This is a genomic window from Rhodopirellula sp. UBA1907, assembly GCF_002337565.1.
GTDB classification, from domain to species: domain Bacteria; phylum Planctomycetota; class Planctomycetia; order Pirellulales; family Pirellulaceae; genus Rhodopirellula; species Rhodopirellula europaea.
In genome coordinates this window covers 28,584-49,173 of the sequence record NZ_DDGH01000008.1, presented here as the reverse complement: position 1 = coordinate 49,173, position 20,590 = coordinate 28,584, and the positions used below count along the sequence as shown (strand labels likewise).

General features: G+C 57.0%; 13 protein-coding genes and 1 tRNA gene. 9 read left to right on the top strand and 5 right to left on the bottom strand.

Going from position 1 to position 20,590, the window contains the following annotated elements; genetic code table 11:
• Positions 1-84: 84 nt before the first annotated feature.
• Entirely contained in the window at positions 85-354 is a 270-nt protein-coding gene (locus tag B2R17_RS02900; RefSeq protein ID WP_286762768.1) for a hypothetical protein, read from the bottom strand.
• 568 nt (positions 355-922) lie between these two features.
• Here B2R17_RS02900 and B2R17_RS02895 point away from each other — a divergent pair.
• The 3 genes from B2R17_RS02895 (at position 923) to tgt (ending at position 3,818) form a co-directional block, all read left to right on the top strand.
• Positions 923-996: transfer RNA gene (locus tag B2R17_RS02895), tRNA-Thr, on the top strand.
• Between the two features lie 198 nt (positions 997-1,194).
• Positions 1,195-2,526 (top strand): tetratricopeptide repeat protein, encoded by a 1,332-nt coding sequence (locus B2R17_RS02890; RefSeq protein ID WP_007332711.1) that lies wholly within the window; start codon positions 1,195-1,197, stop codon positions 2,524-2,526.
• Between the two features lie 164 nt (positions 2,527-2,690).
• Positions 2,691-3,818, top strand: coding sequence for a tRNA guanosine(34) transglycosylase Tgt (tgt, locus tag B2R17_RS02885; protein ID WP_286762774.1), 1,128 nt, complete (start codon positions 2,691-2,693; stop codon positions 3,816-3,818).
• 89 nt (positions 3,819-3,907) lie between these two features.
• Here tgt and B2R17_RS02880 read toward each other — a convergent pair whose 3' ends face one another.
• Positions 3,908-5,182, bottom strand: a complete 1,275-nt coding sequence (locus tag B2R17_RS02880; RefSeq protein WP_286762767.1) for an HTTM domain-containing protein — start codon at positions 5,180-5,182, stop codon at positions 3,908-3,910.
• On the bottom strand, positions 5,179-5,976 hold the full coding sequence (locus tag B2R17_RS02875; protein WP_286762766.1) for a hypothetical protein: 798 nt from the start codon (positions 5,974-5,976) through the stop codon (positions 5,179-5,181). The genes B2R17_RS02880 and B2R17_RS02875 overlap by 4 nt, the downstream gene beginning before the upstream one ends.
• Positions 5,977-6,174: 198 nt before the next feature.
• On the opposite strand from B2R17_RS02875, the gene B2R17_RS02870 reads away from it, so the two are divergent.
• Positions 6,175-7,332 carry a DNA ligase-associated DEXH box helicase gene (locus B2R17_RS02870; RefSeq protein ID WP_286762765.1) on the top strand — a complete coding sequence of 386 codons (1,158 nt, stop codon included), beginning with the start codon at positions 6,175-6,177 and terminating at the stop codon, positions 7,330-7,332.
• A gap of 231 nt (positions 7,333-7,563) precedes the next feature.
• Positions 7,564-10,596 (top strand): hypothetical protein, encoded by a 3,033-nt coding sequence (locus tag B2R17_RS02865; RefSeq protein ID WP_286762764.1) that lies wholly within the window; start codon positions 7,564-7,566, stop codon positions 10,594-10,596.
• 94 nt (positions 10,597-10,690) lie between these two features.
• Here the strand turns inward: B2R17_RS02865 and B2R17_RS02860 are convergent, their stop codons facing one another.
• On the bottom strand, positions 10,691-11,107 hold the full coding sequence (locus B2R17_RS02860) for a hypothetical protein (protein WP_008669978.1): 417 nt from the start codon (positions 11,105-11,107) through the stop codon (positions 10,691-10,693).
• A 158-nt stretch (positions 11,108-11,265) separates the two neighbouring features.
• Between B2R17_RS02860 and B2R17_RS02855 the strand changes: the two genes are divergently transcribed.
• Both B2R17_RS02855 and B2R17_RS02850 read left to right on the top strand, forming a co-directional pair.
• Positions 11,266-14,769 carry a DUF7133 domain-containing protein gene (locus tag B2R17_RS02855; protein WP_339888875.1) on the top strand — a complete coding sequence of 1,168 codons (3,504 nt, stop codon included), beginning with the start codon at positions 11,266-11,268 and terminating at the stop codon, positions 14,767-14,769.
• A 217-nt stretch (positions 14,770-14,986) separates the two neighbouring features.
• The gene (locus B2R17_RS02850) at positions 14,987-15,409 is read left to right on the top strand and encodes a VOC family protein (protein WP_286762762.1); all 423 of its coding nucleotides are present in this window, start codon (positions 14,987-14,989) and stop codon (positions 15,407-15,409) included.
• Positions 15,410-15,506: 97 nt separating this feature from the next.
• On the opposite strand, the gene B2R17_RS02845 is transcribed toward B2R17_RS02850, so the two are convergent.
• Positions 15,507-16,769, bottom strand: a complete 1,263-nt coding sequence (locus B2R17_RS02845; RefSeq protein WP_339888881.1) for a CCA tRNA nucleotidyltransferase — start codon at positions 16,767-16,769, stop codon at positions 15,507-15,509.
• 162 nt (positions 16,770-16,931) lie between these two features.
• On the opposite strand from B2R17_RS02845, the gene B2R17_RS02840 reads away from it, so the two are divergent.
• Both B2R17_RS02840 and ppdK read left to right on the top strand, forming a co-directional pair.
• Positions 16,932-17,369, top strand: a complete 438-nt coding sequence (locus tag B2R17_RS02840; protein WP_286762760.1) for a hypothetical protein — start codon at positions 16,932-16,934, stop codon at positions 17,367-17,369.
• 197 nt (positions 17,370-17,566) lie between these two features.
• Positions 17,567-20,227 carry a pyruvate, phosphate dikinase gene (ppdK, locus tag B2R17_RS02835; protein WP_008663220.1) on the top strand — a complete coding sequence of 887 codons (2,661 nt, stop codon included), beginning with the start codon at positions 17,567-17,569 and terminating at the stop codon, positions 20,225-20,227.
• Positions 20,228-20,590 lie beyond the last annotated feature (363 nt).

Here is a 20,590-nt window from a genome sequence, read left to right as displayed (position 1 = left end):
AAACGCTGGCGGATGGCAATCTTCGCCGAGGACGGCGTTGTCCGGGGTGGGGGCGTTCGAGGCCTGGTCATGGTGCGGCCGCGGTCATTCGCCGTCGTGATGTGTGTTGGCACGATGCAAATAGATCGCGGGATCGTCGCTGGCGTCCAATCCGATCGCAAACGCCAATGTTTCGAGATCCGCCGAACCGTCTTCGACCGGATTCGGGGCCTCAACGGGATTGAGGGCTTCCACGGGACTGCAGGACGCTGGTGTTCTCAATTCAGCAGGTTGCATCCGTGAAGGACGCAACCGTTGGCGGCCGTTGGGCGTTCCGCCTGGCTGATCCAGCGGTTTTGTTTCAGTGACATTCATCGTTCAATGACCTTCCGTTCGCGATTGCGAACGATTCCATTTGCTCGGGCCGATTCATTCGTTCATTCATCGCCGGCATCAGTCCACGCTGACGCGTATCGCGGCTTCGGTTTGCGTTGGCTCAATTCGGTGCCATCCAGTTGGCCACCTTGGTCACCAAGAGCTTCAACGCGGAACGTGTCGTCATTCTAACACCGCATCGAAGCTTGGTTTCACCGTTGGAGAGCAGAATTCGTTTCGATCATGCGCAAAAATGCACCGAAACGAGGTCAGACCGCTGACGAAGCAGCCGTTTGTCCGGGGGGCTCGCCGATCAAGTGGTTTCCTGAGACCGAATTGAGTCACCATCGGCGGAGCAATTTGAGAACCACAAATTGCGATCTCAGTGGTCGACCGAAAAATTTCCGAGAGATTTTTTTGCAATTCCGAAAAAATTTTTCTCGCCGCCGCAAAAAATTTGTGGAATTTTTACCTGCGGGGATCACTTCAGGGCCATCTGGAGACCGCTTGGGCTGACCCGACGGCCCTTGACGTTTTAGCACAAACGCACGTATTCTCTGGAAAAGTCGCCAGCGTAGCTTCAATTGGCAGAGCATCGCATTCGTAATGCGAGGGTTGCCGGTTCAAATCCGGCCGCTGGCTTAGACGAGCAGAAAATTTTCCAGTTTTTTGCCGCCGAGCATCGGGAAAAATTGGCATCGCATTTTGTGCGTCGATTTTCTCGACAAATTTTTGTTTCTGCAGAGCACATGTTTGCAGAGCAGATCGCCACCTGACTCCTTATCCCTCCTTTCGGATCGCTGTGCGAGCGAGCCGAAGTTAGCCCCGGACAAAACGAAGATGAGCGAAGTCGAACTCGAAGTTCTCGACCTGAAGCAAATGGTTCTGGCGAGCAACTCGTTCGGCCCCAGCGACGTCGCCGAAATTCGGCAGGCGATCACCGAAAACTACGGACACTTCGGTGAACTGCGCGACGCGGTCAACGAAATGGAGCAGGACGACGCCCTGACTCCCGCCGGCAAAACCAAAATGGGTGTTTGCCAATTCATGCTGGGCCGTTTCAAAGACGCCTCGGAGACCCTTTCCGCAGCTGACGGCAGCGCGATGGCGTTGTTCTACAACGCTCGTTGCCAGTTCGAGCTGTCGAACTTCGACGGAGCGATTGAAGGCTACGAGCAAGCCAAGACGTCGGGATACAACGAAGATCAATGCAAAATTGGTATCGCGGAAGCGAAGCGTTACCAAGGCAAGATCGAAGAAGCGATGGCGATCTTGGACGACATCTTCGGCCCCGCCGAACAAACCGCTGACTACATGTACCAGCGTGCGGCAACCGCCGCTCAGATCGGTGGTCGGATGGAAGAAGCCATCAACTTGTACCAACGAGCGGTTTCGACCGACGAAAACCACGCTGGCGCGTTGTTTGGTTTGGCACTCGAAAACGACCGCTTGGGCAACGACGACGAAGCCCTTCGTTTGTACGAGCGAGCCGCCAAGGCATTCCCAACCGGCATCGGTGCCCTGATCAACTTGGGCGTGATGTACGAAGACAACGGGCAATACGACAAGGCTCAGCTTTGCTACAAGCGAATCCTGGATTGCCACCCCGATCACCCTCGTACGCAGTTGTACATGAAGGACGCTTCGGCGACCGGCAACATGCTGTACGACGAAGAAGCCCAACGTCGCAACGATCGTTTGGCTCAAACGTTGAACATGCCTGTTGCAAACTTTGAACTCAGCGTTCGAAGCCGCAACTGCTTGCAGAAGATGGGCATCGAAACGATTGGCGATTTGACCCGCCACAGCGAACAAGAATTGCTTTCGAGCAAGAACTTCGGCGAAACCAGCTTGGTCGAAATTCGCGAAATGCTGTCGCAGAAGGGTTTGTCGCTCGGCCAGTTCGCCGGCGAAAAGAAATCCAACGATCCGCCCGTCGACACTTCGCACATGTCGCCCGACGAGCAAGCTTTGTTGGAACGTCCAATCGCGGACCTCAACCTTTCCGTTCGTGCTCGCAAGTGCATGACTCGTTTGCAAATCAACTCCATCGGTGAGCTGATCCGCAAAACGGGTGATGACATGCTTGAGTGCAAGAACTTTGGTGTGACCAGTTTGAACGAAGTTCGTGAAAAGCTGGGCGACCTCGGATTGAAAATGCGGGGCGACTGACCCGCTTGTTTCAAGGCTGTTTTTTGAATGAGCCGCACCGCGTTAGCGGCGGTTAACCAGACGCCAACCGGGGCTAACGCCCATCGGCTAATCGTTGTCATTCGGTATACAACTAAATCAACAGCTCGCTAAACGGCTCACGTTAAGAATCGAAAGTCGACTAAATCAACAGCCCGTTTCGCTATGAATTGATTGGCACCGATGGAGGTGCCCGGCGCGGTGTGTTCCATACGCCGCGCGGACCGGTCCGCACGCCTGGCTTCATGCCGGTGGGCACGCTTGGAACGGTCAAAGGCCTGACGATTGATCAAGTTGCCGCCACCGGTGCGGACATGATCCTCGGCAACACATACCACCTGCGTTTGCGACCCGGACATGAAACGGTGGCCGCTCTCGGTGGTCTGCACAAAATGTGTGGCTGGGATGGCCCGATCCTCACGGACTCGGGTGGATTCCAGGTCTTCTCGCTGGGTGCGATCAACAAAGTCAACGAACATGCGGCGACGTTTCGTTCGCACATCGACGGTGCCAAGATCGAACTGACCCCGGAGCACTCGATCGAAATCCAGCAAGCTCTCGGCAGCGATGTCGCGATGGTGCTGGACCACGTCATCGCTTTGCCCGCACCGATGACACAAGTCGAAGACGCACTGGCGAGATCGATTCGTTGGGCGGCCCGTTGCCGCAACGCTGCTGACCGAGAGGACCAGGCTCTGTTTGCGATTGTGCAGGGCGGTTTGGATCGAACGCTCCGGCAACAGTGTGCTTCCGAATTGGCGGCGATGTCGTTTGAAGGCTACGCAGTTGGTGGTTTGTCGGTTGGTGAACCTCCCGAAGACATGTACACGACGACCGGATTCACGACGCCGCATTTGCCGACGGACAAACCACGGTATTTGATGGGCGTGGGCACGCCACGTGATCTGCTGGAGAACATTGCCCGCGGCATCGATTTGTTCGATTGTGTGATGCCGACCCGCAACGGTCGGAATGCTCTCGCGTTCACCGACGAGGGGCCGCTGAAGTTACGCAACGCGGTGCACAAACTTGACACTCGCCCGTTGATGGAAGATTGCCCGTGCCTGGCTTGCCGGCACAGTCGTGGCTATCTGCGCCATTTGTTTGTTGCGGGCGAGATGCTCGGACCCATTCTGCTGTCTCATCACAATCTGATGTACTACGGTCGTCTGATGCAGGCGACACGCGACGCGATCGAAGCGGGCGAGTTCGAGGCGTTCAAAAATGCCAAGCTAGCGGGCTGGGGACACGAACCGTTCCACGAGTCGATCTAGCAGACCAACTGCACGCCGGTTCCGGGCTCATCACCCGTACGATGGACTTCCAAGTCAGTCGATCTCCAAACAGTAGCCGGATCCGCCAATCACGACTCCTCGAGATCGTCGTTTCGCAGAACACTATCACCAGCCGACAGGCTCCCGTCGGCCAGCTTTTGCTTGATCTTTTCGCGAGTCGCCATCAAGCGTTCGGTGCGTTCTTCGTTCTTGGCTTCGCGACGTTTGAGTTTCGCGTAACGCTTTTGAATGCCCTTTTCGGCCGCTTCCAATTCTTCCAAGCGATGCTGCAAGTCCGATGGCAATTTGACGGACTTCGAACCACCGGTGGTTTCGCCACCCAACGAGGTCATCACGCCCGAAAGCGACGCGTCACCGGATTCATCTTCGGCGAGATCTCCGAGTCGTTTCCGGCGAATCCAATCGGGAGAAACAAAGATCCCGTTGGCTCCGATCATCATGATTCCAAAAGTCATCATGCCCAGGAACAATGCGATTCCGCCGTGGACAGCAACGGCGAGAGCCAGCGTGATTCCCCGCGTCAATCGTGGCCAAATGATCGCACAGTAGAAAATTTCCCAGAACATCGTGATGTGCGACAACGCCGTGAAGACTCGCGGGAACCGTCCCAGGAATGTCATGTCGAGCGATTGATACTCGTAGTTGGCGACGGCGAACCAAACCGCGGTCCCGTCCCACCAAAGTTCACCCCGAGCTTTCGCGATTCCACCGAACAAATAGATCACGCACAAATGGATCTGCAGCAACCGCGTTGCCACGTTGGCGGTGATGGTTTTCGTGTCCGCGGGGAACAACCATGCTTTCAAACCGGACAGCGTTTTCTCGCCGTCATCGGTCAATCGTCGTCGCAGTTTCGAGTCGATCGACCACACCGCTCCGCAGGGAGTGAAGGCCAGGTACATCGCGCAGTACGTCACGATTTGGTCCAAGCCGAAGAGGCTGCCCAGCAGTCGATGAATCACCATCAGTTGCAGGAACCATGCCAGAGGGCCGGTCACGCGAGTGAGGAAGCCGAGCATGAAGCAGGCGGTGACCAGAATCGTCACGATGTGGTTGAGCCACAGAATGGTCGCGTTGTCGACCAGCCAAAGATACGACCACGCCGCGGTTTGTTCGCCGAGCGTTCCGTCGTGCAATCGAGCACTGGTTTCGTTGTCGATCCAAGCTTCCGTGCCAATGAAAGATGAGAAGTCGGTCGCGAGAACCAAGTGCGAATACAACAGCATCGCTCCGGTCACGATTCGCAGCACGGCGAGCGTGTCGATGTGACGCGGTGTGAACCAGAATCGATCCCAGGCGTCGACCCACGAAGCGGCGTACTGTTTGAAGGATTCGATCATCATGACGCGCCCTCCTGTGCATCGTCTGGTTGGTCAGCTTCGTCGTTGGAGGTGTCGATGTCAGTTTTGTTTTCGCCGTCCGGGACGGGGACCGGTTCTGATTTCGACGGATCGATGGGAGTTGCGTTCTCGGCGTCCGGTTGAGGCAAGGATTCGGCGGTACCGAGCAGCCCTTCCAACGTGATCGGAACGTCCGGCAATTCGACGTAGGCTCGTTCGTCAGTCAGCGACAAGTTTTCTTGGGTGAACAGAACGAAGTCAGGCAGTTGGTGTTCCAGACGCACGATCGCGACATCGGATTTGCCGGTCGACTCTAGGTGCCGGACCATCGAATCGAGGATGCGTTCGTAGCGTTTGCGTCCTAGGCGAAGCGTCTGCAATTCTTCAGGGCTGAGTTCGGGCCCGATCAGCTGACTGACCTCCAGCGGCAAAGCGGGCTGGTACGAGTCATTCAGGAACTCGGACAGCATGAAGTGCCGGTGATATTTCAGCCGGGGCCACTGGTCATTGAGGTCGGGGAACACCTGAACGGTATTTCCGGCGTCGGAAGTCGCTCGAATCAGGTGGCTGGGGCCGGGATCGGGAGCGAAAAAGGCATACCCGCGATCCATGTAAAACATTTGGGCGACGGGCGAAATCATCGACAGCAGCGTTCCGACCGATGGTGACAACCCGCGAGCCCCACGTGCTTGGAAAGCGAGCGGTGGCAAAACGATCGTCAGCAGCATTCCGATCAACAGGACGCTGATCAGAAATCGATTTCGGCGTGAAAGCGGCAATGAATCGGGGTGAGTCACGTTTGTTTGGTGGTCCCGGAGGGATTGGCGGTTGCGGAGCGATCGTCGTTGGTTGGCGGCGATTTGGCCGTTTTTTACGACGTGGTTCACACGCCGATACAGTGGAACGGATTGGGGGGACGCTTCGATTTTCGCCCAACCTTAATCCGTCCGCATCCCATGTACAGATGACGGCCTTCGCCTGGCATAACCGCTTTCATGACACGCCCACGCCCCCAATTGCTGGAAACGACCCCCGCGGGGCTGCATTGCCCCATCGGCGGATTTTATGTCGATCCCGTCCGACCGGTCGATCGAGCGGTGATCACTCACGGGCACAGCGATCACGCGAGATGGGGTTGTCGCCACTATTTGTCAGCCAAACCCGGCGAACCGATTTTGCGAATGCGATTGGGCAATGAAGCTGAATTTGAGTTCTTGGAATATGGCGAGCCCCGAACGATTGGCGGCGTCCACGTTTCGCTGCATCCGGCCGGGCACATGCTCGGTTCGGCTCAGGTGCGCCTTGAGTATCGAGGCGAAGTCGCCGTCGTGACGGGAGACTACAAATTGCAATCGGATGCAACGTGTGCCGATTTCGAACCGGTGCGGTGCCACACGTTGGTGACGGAGTCGACCTTTGGATTGCCGATTTACCAGTGGCGTGAGGATGTTGAGATTTTTGCCGACATCAATGATTGGTGGCGGACATCAGCGGAGGAAGGAAAATGCTGTTTGTTGTACGGTTACGCGGTCGGCAAGTCTCAGCGATTGTTGTCCGGCTTGGATGCTTCCATTGGTCCGATCTACACGCACGGTGCGGTTGAAAAAGGCGTGCAGGCTTATCGTCAATCCGGAGTGGAATTACCTGAGACGATGGCGGTGACACAGCGAATTGAAATGGCGGGCCAAGCGAACGACGCGAAATCCGAGGCGGATGAGTCCGCTGGAAAGTCGCCGAAGAAACGGTCTCGCAAACGGACAGCGAAACTGGATTGGGCAGGTTCGATCGTCGTCGCGGTGCCGAGTGCTCACGGAACACCTTGGATGCGAAAGTTTGGATCCGTCAGCACGGCGATGGCCAGCGGTTGGATGGCGGTCCGAGGTGCCCGGCGACGTCGGGCTGTCGATCGCGGGTTTGTGCTGAGCGACCACGTGGACTGGTCGGGGTTGATGAACGCGATTGTTTGGAGCGAGGCCGAGGATGTCTGGGTGACGCACGGCAGCACCGCCGTCGTCAGTCGCTTCTTGAATGAAGGTGGTTTGGCCGAACGTTTAGTCGCGGAGCGAGAAACCGATCGTCACAAGATTCGTGCTCGCGAAATTCCTTCCTACTGGGAAACCGCCACGGCCGACTCCGACGCGGACGATGACTGACGGATCTAGCAGTTTCACGTTGGTTCCGTTTCACGCGGCCGATGAATCGCGTCGCCTGTTCCGCACACGAAGCGAAAAAATCGAGCGATTCTGAGCCACAAACCTCGCATCATCGCGATCCGTGGCAGAATTCATCTTGGTTTGGAGAGCCCAATTTAGGCATAAGCGTTTGATCGGCGCAAATCGTCTGGTCGCCGGCCTTCTCAATTGCTCTCTAATATCAGTCATCGAATGCGTCAGGATTCCCGACGATCGCTGTTGTTGTGGCCAATCACGGCATCCATCGCCGTCATCGCAACCACCACTTCGCCCTATCTTCTGCAGTCGACCGGTTTGTTCGACCCGGATGCGGTTTTCGCCAAATTCGGATTCGACCGATCCGTCGATACCGATTTGACAGCGAAGCCTGATTCCGGTGAAACGTATTTGACGTCGGATGAAAGCGATCCAGTCTGGGATGCTGCTCCGATCAATCCGCCAAACGATTTTCTGTCGACCACTTCGCACGGTTTTGGGGCACCGGAACCGTTGACGCCGCTCAATCAAGCGGACGTGAAATCACCGGAAACGCCCGCCGAAGATGCTCATCGTCCTGACCGTGGCGGTCGAGGATTGTCCTTGCCCGAGCGATTGGCCGACGATGCGTCCGAGTCTCCCGGTGTGCTTCAAGCCCCGGTGATCGACCTCGAAACTGAGCTGGCCGGATTCTCTGAGACTCTGGAGTTGGAACCTGCGCTCGAACACATTGCCGCTGCGGTGCCCGCCTCGTTGTCTCCAGGGTTGGATGACCCAACGACGAAGCAATCTGAATCGGTCTCACTGCCCACTGAGATGTTCCACACAGAATCGCCGGACGCGGACAACGAATCCGATTCGATGATTCCCGAATCGGTTGCGGTCCTCGCAAAGCCAAGTGTGCGAGCCGAGGATGTTCCCCAATTGAATCTGGACCTGCCTCGCTTTGCTCGTCCGCCAGTCGTCTCGCCCGCCGAAAACGCAAGTGCGGCGAAAACGCACCATGCGACCGGTTGGCCACTTCCGAAGCAATTGCGATTGGAATTGTCGGAGTTGTCCTCTCACGCGAATTTGGCGTTGGATTCCAATGAAGAACTAAACGACGTGTTGCTGACATCGGTCGATATCGAGCGAACCGATTTGAAGACCGCTCACGACGAAATGCTGCGAACCGGAAACCTGCAAAACGGTTCCGCATCGTCCGCCGAAGCGATGCGTCGTCAGGCGACGTCGATCGTGATGGGACGCTGGGCGGAGGAAGTCGACGAACGACTGAGCCAACTTCGCCAGTTCGCTCGATTGGGCGAACAAGACGCCGGGCCGATTTTGCGTGAGCTATCGTCGTTGGCCGCCGCCGGATTGCAGTTGGCCGAACGAGCTCCCGAACGCGATCAGCAAGTGCGTTGGTTGCAGGCGTCTCATTCGCTATCGCGTCGCACGAGTGTGTGGGCATCGATTTGGCAATTGGCTCGCGGGCACGCCGGTTCATTCGAACCGTCCGGCACGTTGCCAAACGAAACGCTGACTCTGCACAGTCAAAACAAGGTGCACGAACGGTTTGATGTGCACCAACTGATTCGCGATGTCCGCGAAAAATTGCCTGAGACTGGTGATCCAAATGGTTGGACGACGTTCTTGTTGCTTGACAAAATTCAAACGCTCGCGTCTTCGGATGACATGGACGAGCGTGCCCTGACGGCCCAGCGGTACCTTTCGCGAATCACTTCGAAGCGATTGGCACCCGAGCACGAAGAATGGTTGAGCCAGTCGGCGCTTCAGCAATTGACCGAAGCCATGAAGACTTGGAGTGCGATCCCGATTGACTACGTCGCGCTACTGCAAGATCTGGAACGAGCCGAAGCGGACGCGATCGATTTGGCGGCTGTGAAGGTCACCAATGCGTTTCAGTCGCTGCGGTTTTCAGACGACGCTCACGCGGCACGAGTCGCCAAGGCAATTGATCTGAACTACCGCAATGCGAATGTTCGAACCGCGATCTCGGCCAAATTGATCGAGCGATTGATTCCATCGGTTCCCGATCGCACGTCTCCAATCGCGACCCAAGTTGCCGGAACGCCCGTGCGAGGAACCAGCAACGTCAGCACCGCAATGGATCTGCGTTTGAATCCGGTGCCCGGGCAATGGAGCATTGACTTGTTGACGCGAGGCGATGTGTCGACACGCAGCTACGCTCATCAAAGTGGTGTGACCGTTCATGCCAATGGTTGGGCCGAGTTTGACGCGTCGACTCCGATCCGGATCACGCCGGACGGTTTGACCGTTGGTGGCACCGAAGTCCAGGTCAACGCCGACAACCGATTGCAACGCGTGGATTCGAAGGTCAACGAGTGGCCGCTGATCGGATCGTTGGTGCGTGGCATCGCGGAAAAGAAATACGAAGACACCAAGTCGCTGGCCAATCAACGAACACGCCAACAAATTCGAGATGAAGTCGCCACGCAGACTCAGTCGGAATTGGGGACTCAAACGTCGAAGGCGGAAGAGAAGTGGGACGACCTCGTGCTCGGACCGCTGGGGCGTTTGGAGTTGTCACCAACCGTGATCGATTTGGAGACCACGTCGGAACGATTGATCGCTCGATATCGTTTGGCGGGCGATTGGCAACTCGCCGCCCACACGCCTCGACCACGCGCGTGGAATGACAGTTGGTTGAGTTTGCAAATGCACCAATCAGCGATCAACAACACGTTGGAACAAATCCTTCCTCGTGGCGAAGTCAAAACGTTCGATCAGCTTTACACCGATACGTTTGCCTTGTTTGGCAAAGAAGGTGCGACGCTACCCGAGGAGGTTCCCGGTGATGCTGAAATCGCATTCTCACCGACTCGGCCGATGACGATTGAAATTGAAGACGGCAAGATGTGGCTGACGCTTCGTGTGGTTCGATTGAGCCAACCGGGCAGTCCCAAGCTGACTCGATTCATTGTCCGCGCGGCGTACAAGCCCGAAATCGACGGTCGCAACGCGAGGTTGGTTCGAGACGGGCACCTGCGAGTCAGCGGGCCAGGGATGTCGATGCGACAGCGACTGCCGATCCGAGCGGTCTTCAACAAAGTGTTGGCGGAAGATCGAGTGATTCCGTTGACGACGCCCAAGTTGATCGAGCATCCTGCGATGCAAGATTTGGTTGTCAGCCAGTTGGAACTTCGTGACGGTTGGTTGGCTCTGGCATTAAGCCCCGAAGCCGCACCAAGCGTCGCCAATCGCTCGCAAGCCAACAACCGCTGAGCGTCAAAACGCCCCGCCAAGTATCAAACCGATTCGAAACTGACCCCCTGTGGCCCTGAGCCCCTGAGCCCCTGAGCCCCTTTCCACTCCCCCCCTACATCATCTGCATGTAGCAGGCGGCGAAGAGGACGGAGTGGGCGATCAAGCAGAGTGCGGCGCCGACGAGCCGGGACGAGAACATTCCGAGAATGGAAAGGCCGCATCCAAGTCCCGTGACCAGGATGCCGCCGGCTGGGAACAATTGCCAGCAGGCGACCGAGAACACCAGCACGATCAACGCCGCGATGACGCTGGCCTGCAGGATGCCGGACTCGGGCACCCAAACTTCTTCTTGGTGAAACGCCATTGTCGCGGCGATGACGGGGCGATCGGTTCCGGCCGCGAAGGGGCTGCCTCGCCGGATCGGGCTCGGTTCGGCGTCAGCGGAGACAACGTTTCCGGTTTGCGGATCCGATGCCGCATCGGAAACGGATTGATCCGGTGGAGTCGGCGAAGGGTTCGGTTCACTCATTGAAACGGCGACTTCGGGATGGAGACCAAGAAGTTTGACAGGCAAATATTCGGTTGGAATGCCAGATGCTGGACGGTTAATCCTTGTCCATCTTTCCAAGCCCCAGTTATTCTATACACACCGCTCGCCGCCGCCCAATGAGGTCTTTTATCAGCACTATGTCGTCGCCAATCGCTTTCCCGTCTTGCTCGTTTTCCCGTTCTTTGCGTCGGTCGCGGCGTCCGTCTCCATTTTTTCGCTGGGCAATGGGGCTCGGCCTGATCGTTGGTGCGATGCCGGTGTCCGCTGTTCTGAGTGGCACAGATTTGATCGGCTCGGTGAGTGCTGACGAGCCAGCCGCCGCGGCGGTGACGAACACCAAACCCGAGGCTCTTGAGCCGGATATCGCTGAGGCGTCGGAAGAAGCGTCTCAGGCGATGGCAGGATTCAAAATCCCCGAAGGCTGGGAAATCAAACTTTTCGCGGCCGAACCCCAAGTCGCCAACATCGTCGCGTTCGCAGTGGATTCGAAGGGCCGAGTCTACGTGTGCGAAAGCTATCGGCAGAATCGCGGTGTGACGGACAACCGAGGCCACGACGACGAATGGTTGCTGGCCGATTTATCGGCGGAGACAGTTCAAGACCGAATTGATTACCACAAACGGTTGCTCGGCGAAGCGGCGATCACTTACGCCCAACATGACGATCGGATCCGCCGTCTGACCGACGCCGATGGCGATGGTGTGGCGGATGAGTCCACCGTGGTGGCCGATGGCTTCAACGGTTTGGAAGAGGGAACCGGCGCGGGCGTTCTGATCAACGGTTCAGACATCTATTACACCTGCATCCCCAAACTGTGGAAATTGACCGACGCGGATGACGACGGCGTCGCGGAAGATTCGCAAGTGTTGTCGGATGGTTATGGCGTCCGAGTCGCTTTCCGTGGTCACGACATGCACGGGCTGATTCGCGGCTACGACGGTCGTCTGTATTTCTCGATCGGAGACCGTGGTTACCACGTGACGACCCCCGAAGGAAAACTGTTGTCCAACCCAGCCGTCGGCGCGGTGTTCCGTTGCGAGATGGACGGCAGCCAGTTGGAAGTTTATTGCAACGGTTTGCGAAACCCACAGGAGTTGGCTTTCAACGACATCGGTGACTGGTTCACCGTCGACAACAACTCGGACAGCGGCGACAAAGCCCGTTTGGTTCATCTGTTGGAAGGTGGCGACACCGGGTGGCGAATGCACTACCAGTACTTGCCCGATCGCGGACCTTTCAATCGCTTGAAAATTTGGGAGCCACACCACAACGAACAACCGGCTCACCTTGTTCCGCCGATCATCAACTTCACCGACGGCCCATCGGGACTCGCGTTTTATCCTGGCACCGGGTTCGGCGAACAACTCGACAATCAATTCTTGATTTGTGATTTTCGAGGTGGTCCGTCCAACAGCGGCATCCGTTCGTTCTCGGTCGATCCCGATGGCGCTTTCTACAAGATGGGTGCAAACGATCAACCGATTTGGAACATCCTCGCGACCGACGTTGCGTTCACTCCTTCGGGTGAGCTCTTGGTCAGCGACTGGGTCGACGGCTGGGATGGATTGGGCAAAGGTCGTTTGTACACGTTGAGTGACCCGGCTCAGCAAGACACCGACATTGTGTCCGAGGTCCAGGAGCTTCTCAGCGGCGATATCACCGCCGCGTCGGTGGAAAAGCTGACCAAACAACTTCGCCACATCGATCGTCGCGTGCGTTTGAATGCTCAGTGGGAACTGGCCAGTCGCGGCGAAACACAACCATTGATCGACATCGCATCGGCGACCGACTTGGATGCTCGTATTCGTTTGCACGGTATCTGGGGATGCGAGCACGCGGTGCGTTTGGATGCTTCAAAAGCATCGGATGTGTTGGCGGCGAACCGTGGTTGGTTGACGGACTCCGATCCGATCATTCGCGCCGCCGCATGTGCTTTGGCCGGCGATCGGAACGATGCCGAATCAATCGCGAAGATCAGCGAGTTGCTGTCTGACAAATCGGCTCGCGTGAAATACTTCGCGGCGATGTCATTGTCCGAATTGTTGACTTCCGAAACCGGCAATGCTTCCAGCAATCAGCAAGCGTTCGGCTCTGTCCTGCAGATCCTGGCTGAGAACGACAACGTTGACCCTGCCCTTCGCCACGCGTGCACTTATTTCCTGCGACGCGTTGCAACGGAAGAAATGCTGGCGGGACTGGCAAAGCACAACAGCGTTCCGGTTCGCCGGGCGGCCATCGCTGCTCTGCGTGGTCAAGGCAGTGAGAAGGTGACGGCATTTTTGTCCGACGCCAGTTCGTTGGTGTTGGCGGAAGCCGCGATGGCGATCCACGACCGACCGATTCCGGCAGGCGTGGACGAATTGGCGAATTTGATTTCGGTCGCGGATCTGCCGCTTAATTCGGAGGCTTTGCTTCGTCGCGTGCTGGCGGCCAATTATCGGATCGGTACGGCCGAGGCCGCCGCTGCACTGGCGTCTTTCGCAGCGTCGGGTGAAAAGCCGACTTGGGCGCGAATCGAAGCGATCGATATGTTGGCCAATTGGGCCAGCCCAGATCCGCGTGACCGAGTCACCAATGAATATCGGCCGCTGGAAAGCCGCCCCGAAATTATCGCTCGCGAAGCGTTGGCCAAACACATCGAAGTCTTGATGATCACCGACCAAACCGTTCGCGAAAAAGCGATCGACGTCGGATCCAAGCTTGGGATCAAGAAGATTGCTCCGCAGTTGATCGCCCGGACCAATGACGCTCAATCGCGACCCGCGTCACGTGCGTCGGCTTTGACCGCGTTGGCTCGTTTGCAACCCGCGCAAGCGGTTCAGATTGCTCGGGCGATTGATCTCGAACAACCGACTCAGTTGGTCACCGCCGCACTTTCTGTTTTGGGCAAACACGACGGCCCCGCTTCCGTCGATCGCTTCATTGCCGCTACGGCAACCGAAAGCCAACTTGTTCGCGGATTGGCTTGGGACTTGTTGGCCGACGTCGAGTCGAAAGAGGCTCTCGAGCATATCCTCAAAGGCGTGAACGCTTATCTAGAAAATGATCTTCCGGCCGACGTTCAATTGAACCTCGTCGAAGCCGCCGCGAAACGTTTGCCTGAGGAATGGAACGCGAAGATCGCCGCCCACCGAGAGCAGTTGGCGACGACGGAACCATTGGCCAAGTGGATGGATTCGTTGCACGGTGGCGATCCCGACAAGGGAGCGAAGTTGTTCTTCGGCAAGACCGAACTTTCGTGCGTGCGTTGCCACAAAGTGGATCGCGCGGGCGGTGAAGTTGGCCCGGCCCTGACGACGATCGGCAAAACCCGAGATCGCCGGACTTTGCTGGAAGCGATTGCTTTGCCAGACGCGAAGATCGCCGAAGGGTTCGAAACGGCCGTGATCGCGGATGAAGACGGACAAGTCTTCACCGGGATTGTGGGAATGGAAACCGAGGATGTGATTGAACTGATCGCCGCCGATGGTTCGCGGGCTCGGATCGAGAAGGACTACATCATCGCACGGAAGAAAGGCAAGTCATCGATGCCGGCTGGTTTGACCGAGCAGATGACCGCTCGCGAATTGCGTGACTTGGTTGCCTACTTGGCGAGCCTTCAAGTCGACCCAAGGGCCGGTGAAGAAGAAGGCCACGAATAACCGGCAAGCAATCCCATCGTGAATTGAGATAGAATTGGCACCGAGGAGCAAATGTTCCTCGGTGTTTTTCTCGTTCTATCGGAGATCACAATGAAGACTTGTCTAACAATGATCGCGACTTTGGCAGTCACCGCAGGCCGGTTGGCTGCTAGCGAAAGATTGAAAGCCGGGAACGCGGAATGAACGCCGTCCAGTTCCTCGATCAGGGTTCGGTAGGGTGAGTGTCGTCACAACGTTGAACTTCGGCGGACGCACGGAAGAGGCGGTCGAGCACTACCGAATCGTGCTGGACGCCGAGGTGCTGATGCTGATGCGTTTTCGCGAATGCCCGGACTCGTCGTTCTTGAAGCCTGGGTTTGAGGACAAGGTCTTTCACGCGACGATCCGGATTGGATCGACGGAACTGATGGCCAGCGATGTGGGCTGCGACGACCCTGGATCCGAAACCTCCTTCGCCGGTTTCGCTTTTGCCGTCCGAGCTGAATCCATTGAGAACGCGGAACGCCATTTCGCGGGTTTGAGCGATCAGGGCGAGGTTCTCGTTCCGCTCGCCGAAACCTTTTTCGCAACGCGTTATGGGATCGTGAAAGATCGATTCGGCGTGTCGTGGAAGATTACCGTGCCTGGGGATGCGGAGTAGCGTTTAGGCGGACGCCTCGCTTTGTTCCAAAGCATCGGTTGGGGGGCCATGTGTGACATGGCCCACGGGTGGTTTTGGGATGACGCGTTGATCGAGGTCAGGGCTTGTCTTGAAGGGCTCGTTGCAGGGCGTCTTCCCGCGATGTGAGTTTGCCGTCGAGTTGATCGTCGCGAATGGATTGCAGGATGGATTTGAATTCCGGGCCGGGACGCATGCCGTTGGCAATCAAGTCCGCTCCGGTCACCAGCGGTGGTGGATTGAGTTCGTTTGGATCACCGGATAGGGCTCGCGCCGCACGGGCGACGCCGCGGGACTTCGGTGCAAGTGCTCGGGCGGTCGCGACGATGGTGTCCGCATCTTCGTCGATCAAGATCGGCTGCAGTCGCGACCAGGGCAAACCATCGCACTGCGTGATCGTTTCGGCATGAGTCAGCGCGGTTTCGCTCGCACGTCGTTCCGCGACGGAAAGTTTCCAATCGTTGAAGATCAGCCGCAGGCACTTGATTGAATTGCCTGGCAAATGAAAGAGGGCGAGTGCCATTGCGACTTCGAATGATCGGTGCTTCGTCGTATGGATGGCTCGCGAATATTCCGTCCAGTTCATGGAACGCAGTTGTGGCCATATGTGCAACGCCAATCCGGTGTCGACCAATGTCTCCAATCCGAAATCACTGGCGGACGATGTCATCACTCGTCGCATTTCCGCGCCGATGCGTTCGCCGCTGACGACGCTGATGTCGCTGGCGTGGTTCTGAATCGCGGCAAAAGTTTTGTACTCGATCGAAAAACCGAGAGTTGTCGCAAAGCGAACCGCTCGAAGCATTCGGAGTTTGTCTTCTTCGAAACGCTGCGTCGCCTTGCCGATCGTTCGCAGGTGGCCTTTTTCGAGATCTTCCATGCCGCCGACGTAGTCGACCACTTTGGACTCGAACAAGTCGTAGAACATCCCGTTGATGGTGAAGTCGCGTCGCATGGCGTCGGCTTCCGCATCGCCGTAAGTCACGCTGTCAGGCCGACGCCCGTCGGAGTAATTGCCGTCGGCGCGGAACGTCGCCACTTCGGTCGGCATCAGTTTGATCGAGGAATCGTCCGTCGAGGCGGATCGCGGCGGCAGCACGCCGATCACGCCGAAGGATTCTCCGAACGCCAGCGTGCTGCGTTTACCAAAGACTTCGCGAACGGATTCGGGCGTCGCATCGGTCGCGACGTCGAAGTCCTTGGGTTTTCGACCCAACAACGCGTCACGGACGCAGCCTCCCGCCAGGACAGCGACGAATCCGGCGTCTTTCAATTCGGTGATGATGCGAACCGCTTCGGCGGCTTCGGGCGAATTCAGAATTTCGGTCGGGAAGTCAGGCATCGAACAGCGGGGGTCGGACAATGGGAGGTCGAGGATCGTGGGGCGACGATTTGACGGAGCGTCGTTCCGCCCGAGTTTCGAAAAGACGCTACCATACCGAAACGATTGATTCTGCCGATCATCGTCGGTCCATGCCATTTTCTCGCACGTTTGAATTTTCCGTTGTCCGCTGATTCCGCTTCTTCGCCCGACCGATTCTCTGACGCGGAACTGGTCGCATTCTTAGATGAGCAACTCGAGCCCTCGCGGTCGTCCGAGATCGAGCAGGCGGTGCGCGAAGACGAAAAACTGCGTCAGCGGCTGATCCAATTGCGAGGCCAAGATGTTGCCGGATTGCACACAATTGGTGCGATTTGGCGTCGTCAGCGGCTGTCGTGTCCCGACCGATCGACGCTACAGGCGTACGTCGACAATCAGCTGGACGCCGAGATGGCGGACTACGTTTTGTTTCATTTGACTGAAATCGGATGCCGCGTTTGTCGGGCCAATTTCGATGATTTGAACCAAGAACTCGCTCGCGGGCGCTCCGCCGAAGAAGCCGCGACACGGCGTCGGCGATTGTTCCAAACCAGTGCCGGGCATCTGCGCCGTCAGGACTGACCACCGGGATGTTTCGTGAGCGTGTCGATCTGGTGACAGCGCGACGTGCCGCGACCAAGCCCCAAACGGTGCGAAAACCCCGTGATTTTGCCGGTTTCAGACGTCTTGACTGATTGACCTAACTACGTGTGCCAAATACGCTTTGCGGCCAAACGTTCTTTTGATTTCCAAACCCCACACAGGGATTGACAGCGACGATGGCAAAAAAAGACAAGATGGTTTACTACTTCGGCAAAACAAAGACCGAAGGAAAAGGCGGAAGCAAAGCCATCCTGGGCGGTAAAGGCCTGAACTTGGCCGAAATGACTTCCATCGGACTGCCGGTCCCTCCCGGGTTCACGATCACCACCGAAGTCTGCGATGGCTACTACAAAGCCGGCAAGAAACTTCCCAAGGGATTGATGGACGAAATCCAGGACGCCGTCAAAATCCTGGAAAAGGAACTTGGCAAGAACTTCGGCGACAATGAAAACCCATTGCTCGTCAGCGTCCGCTCCGGTGCTGCCGTCTCGATGCCCGGGATGATGAACACCATTTTGAACCTCGGTCTGAACGACGAAGCAACCGAAGGTTTGGCCAAGGCGACCAAGAACGAGCGTTTCGCTTACGACGCTTATCGCCGCCTGATCAACATGTACGGCGACGTCGTCATGGGACTGCACCACGAGCAGTTCGAAGCTGCGTTTGACAAGGTCAAGAAAAAACACAACGTCACCGAAGACACCGAAGTTCCCGCCGAAGGTTTGCGTGAACTTTGCGAAGCCTACAAAGCGGTCTACAAGAAAGGCACCGGCGAAGACTTCCCACAAGACCCGATCAAGCAACTTCAGTTGGCCATCGAAGCCGTCTTCGGTTCATGGAACGCTGACCGTGCGATCAGCTATCGCCGCATCGAATCGGCCAAGGGCAACACCGAGATCAACAACTTGATCGGTACCGCCGTGAACGTCCAAGCCATGGTTTATGGCAACATGGGCGACGACTCGGGAACGGGCGTTGGTTTCACCCGTGACCCCAACACCGGACAAAACAAGTTCTACGGTGAGTTCCTGATCAACGCTCAGGGCGAAGACGTTGTCGCTGGTATTCGTACCCCACAACCAGTCGCTCAAATGGCCAAGTGGGACAAAGCGGCTCACAAAGAGCTGATGGAAATCAAGAAGAAACTTGAGGACCACTACACCGACATGCAGGACATCGAGTTCACGATTGAGCGTGGCAAGTTGTTCATGCTGCAAACTCGAAACGGCAAGCGAAACGGCATCGCGGCCGTGAAGATCGCTTGCGACATGGTCAAAGAAGGTTTGATCACCGAGAAGGAAGCTGTCCTTCGCGTTCCTGCATCGGACCTGACTCACTGCTTGTTGCCATCGTTCAAACCTACCGCTCGCAACGCGGCCGACGTGTTGTGCCGTGGTCTCAACGCATCGCCGGGTGCCGCGGTTGGTAAGTTGGCTTTCACCGCAACGGAAGCTCGTGAGCGTTTCGAAGCCGGCGAAGACGTCATCCTCGTTCGCCGCGAAACCAGCCCCGAGGACGTCGAAGGCATGTCGGCTGCGGTTGGTATCTTGACCAGCACCGGTGGAGCAACCAGCCACGCGGCTGTGGTTGCTCGCGGTTGGGGCAAGTGCTGCGTCGCTGGTGCCAGCGAAGTGGAAATCAACGAAAAGGGCAAGACGATCACGGTCGGCGGACGCAAGTTCACCGCCAAGGACACGATCAGCCTGGACGGCACGACCGGCGAAGTGATGGCCGGCGAAGTCGAAACCCAAGAGCCCAAGTTGTCCGGCGATTTCGCCAAGTTGATGAAGTGGGCCGACGAGTACCGTCGTCTTTCGATCCGCACCAACGCGGATTCGCCCGCCGACAGCAAACGTGCTCGTGACTTCGGTGCTGAAGGCATCGGACTGTGCCGCACCGAGCACATGTTCTTCGAAGCCGATCGCATCATCCACATGCGTGCAATGATTTTGGCCGAAGACGAAGATGCACGTCGTGCCGCACTGAAGAAGTTGTTGCCGTTCCAACGCAAAGACTTCGAAGGCATCTTCAAAGCCATGAAGGGTTGCCCAGTGACCGTGCGATTGCTGGATCCTCCATTGCACGAGTTCTTGCCTCACGAAGCAGCTGCTCAAAAGCAAATGGCAGAAGAGTTGGGCGTCAAACCTGCAGAAATCAAAAAGCGTGGTGCGGCTCTTCACGAGTCCAACCCAATGCTCGGTCACCGTGGTTGCCGTCTCAGCGTGACGTACCCCGAAATCCTGGAAATGCAGGTCCAAGCGATCGTCGAAGCAGCCATCAGCTGTGCCAAGAAGAAGATCGACGCTCAGCCTGAGATCATGATCCCATTGGTTGGTACCGCCGCTGAACTTCGTATCTTGCGTGAAAAGGTCGAAGAAACGATCGAAGCGACCAAGACCGCCAAGAAGTTCGAAGGCGAGCTGAACATCTTGATCGGTACCATGATCGAGATTCCTCGTGCTTGTTTGACCGCAGACGAAGTTGCCGAGTACGCCGACTTCTTCAGCTTCGGCACGAACGACTTGACCCAAATGACGTTCGGTTATTCCCGCGATGACGTCGGCGGATTCCTGCCCGATTACATTGAGGCAAAGATCGTTCCCGTTGACCCATTCCAATCGCTGGACACCAGCGGCGTTGGACAGTTGGTTGAAATGGGCGTCACCAAGGGCCGCAGCATCAAAAAGAAGCTGAAGGTTGGTATCTGTGGCGAACACGGTGGTGACCCAGCCTCGATCGACTTCTGCAACTCGGTCGGACTGGATTACGTTTCGTGCAGCCCGTTCCGCGTGCCAATCGCACGTTTGGCCGCTGCTCAAGCTGCTTTGAAGGCGTAGTGAATCGAGCCAAACTGGCACCATTCCACGAATGATTGATGGGCCGCGAGACCGGAGAAGCCCTCCGCCTCGCGGCCTTTTTTTGTGCGTTGGCAGCAGGCCAGGTCATGACTTGGGATCGACGCCGATGCTTTAACGCAATGCGAGTAGTGACATTGAAACACAAGAACGCGATCACTCGGCTGGTCACCATTGCCAGGTGGAACCTGGCCTATCGGCTTCGCTAAAATCCTGACGTCGTCCACGTAGGCCATGCGTTGGTGAAATGCCGTGACAACCGACACTCGCGAAGGAGCGTTGGTTAGTGTGCTCGCCTCGCTTCTTTCGAGGCATCGGCTCGATCGCCAGGTGGAACCTGGCCTA

Coding starts and splice junctions, on each gene's coding strand:
- B2R17_RS02845 (WP_339888881.1), bottom strand. CDS start 16,769: ATGCCTGACTTCCCGACCGAAATTCTGAATTCGCCCGAAGCCGCCGAA.
- ppdK (WP_008663220.1), top strand. CDS start 17,567: ATGGCAAAAAAAGACAAGATGGTTTACTACTTCGGCAAAACAAAGACC.
- B2R17_RS02890 (WP_007332711.1), top strand. CDS start 1,195: ATGAGCGAAGTCGAACTCGAAGTTCTCGACCTGAAGCAAATGGTTCTG.
- B2R17_RS02900 (WP_286762768.1), bottom strand. CDS start 354: ATGAATGTCACTGAAACAAAACCGCTGGATCAGCCAGGCGGAACGCCC.
- B2R17_RS02880 (WP_286762767.1), bottom strand. CDS start 5,182: ATGATGATCGAATCCTTCAAACAGTACGCCGCTTCGTGGGTCGACGCC.
- B2R17_RS02870 (WP_286762765.1), top strand. CDS start 6,175: ATGACACGCCCACGCCCCCAATTGCTGGAAACGACCCCCGCGGGGCTG.
- B2R17_RS02865 (WP_286762764.1), top strand. CDS start 7,564: ATGCGTCAGGATTCCCGACGATCGCTGTTGTTGTGGCCAATCACGGCA.
- B2R17_RS02860 (WP_008669978.1), bottom strand. CDS start 11,107: ATGAGTGAACCGAACCCTTCGCCGACTCCACCGGATCAATCCGTTTCC.
- B2R17_RS02855 (WP_339888875.1), top strand. CDS start 11,266: ATGTCGTCGCCAATCGCTTTCCCGTCTTGCTCGTTTTCCCGTTCTTTG.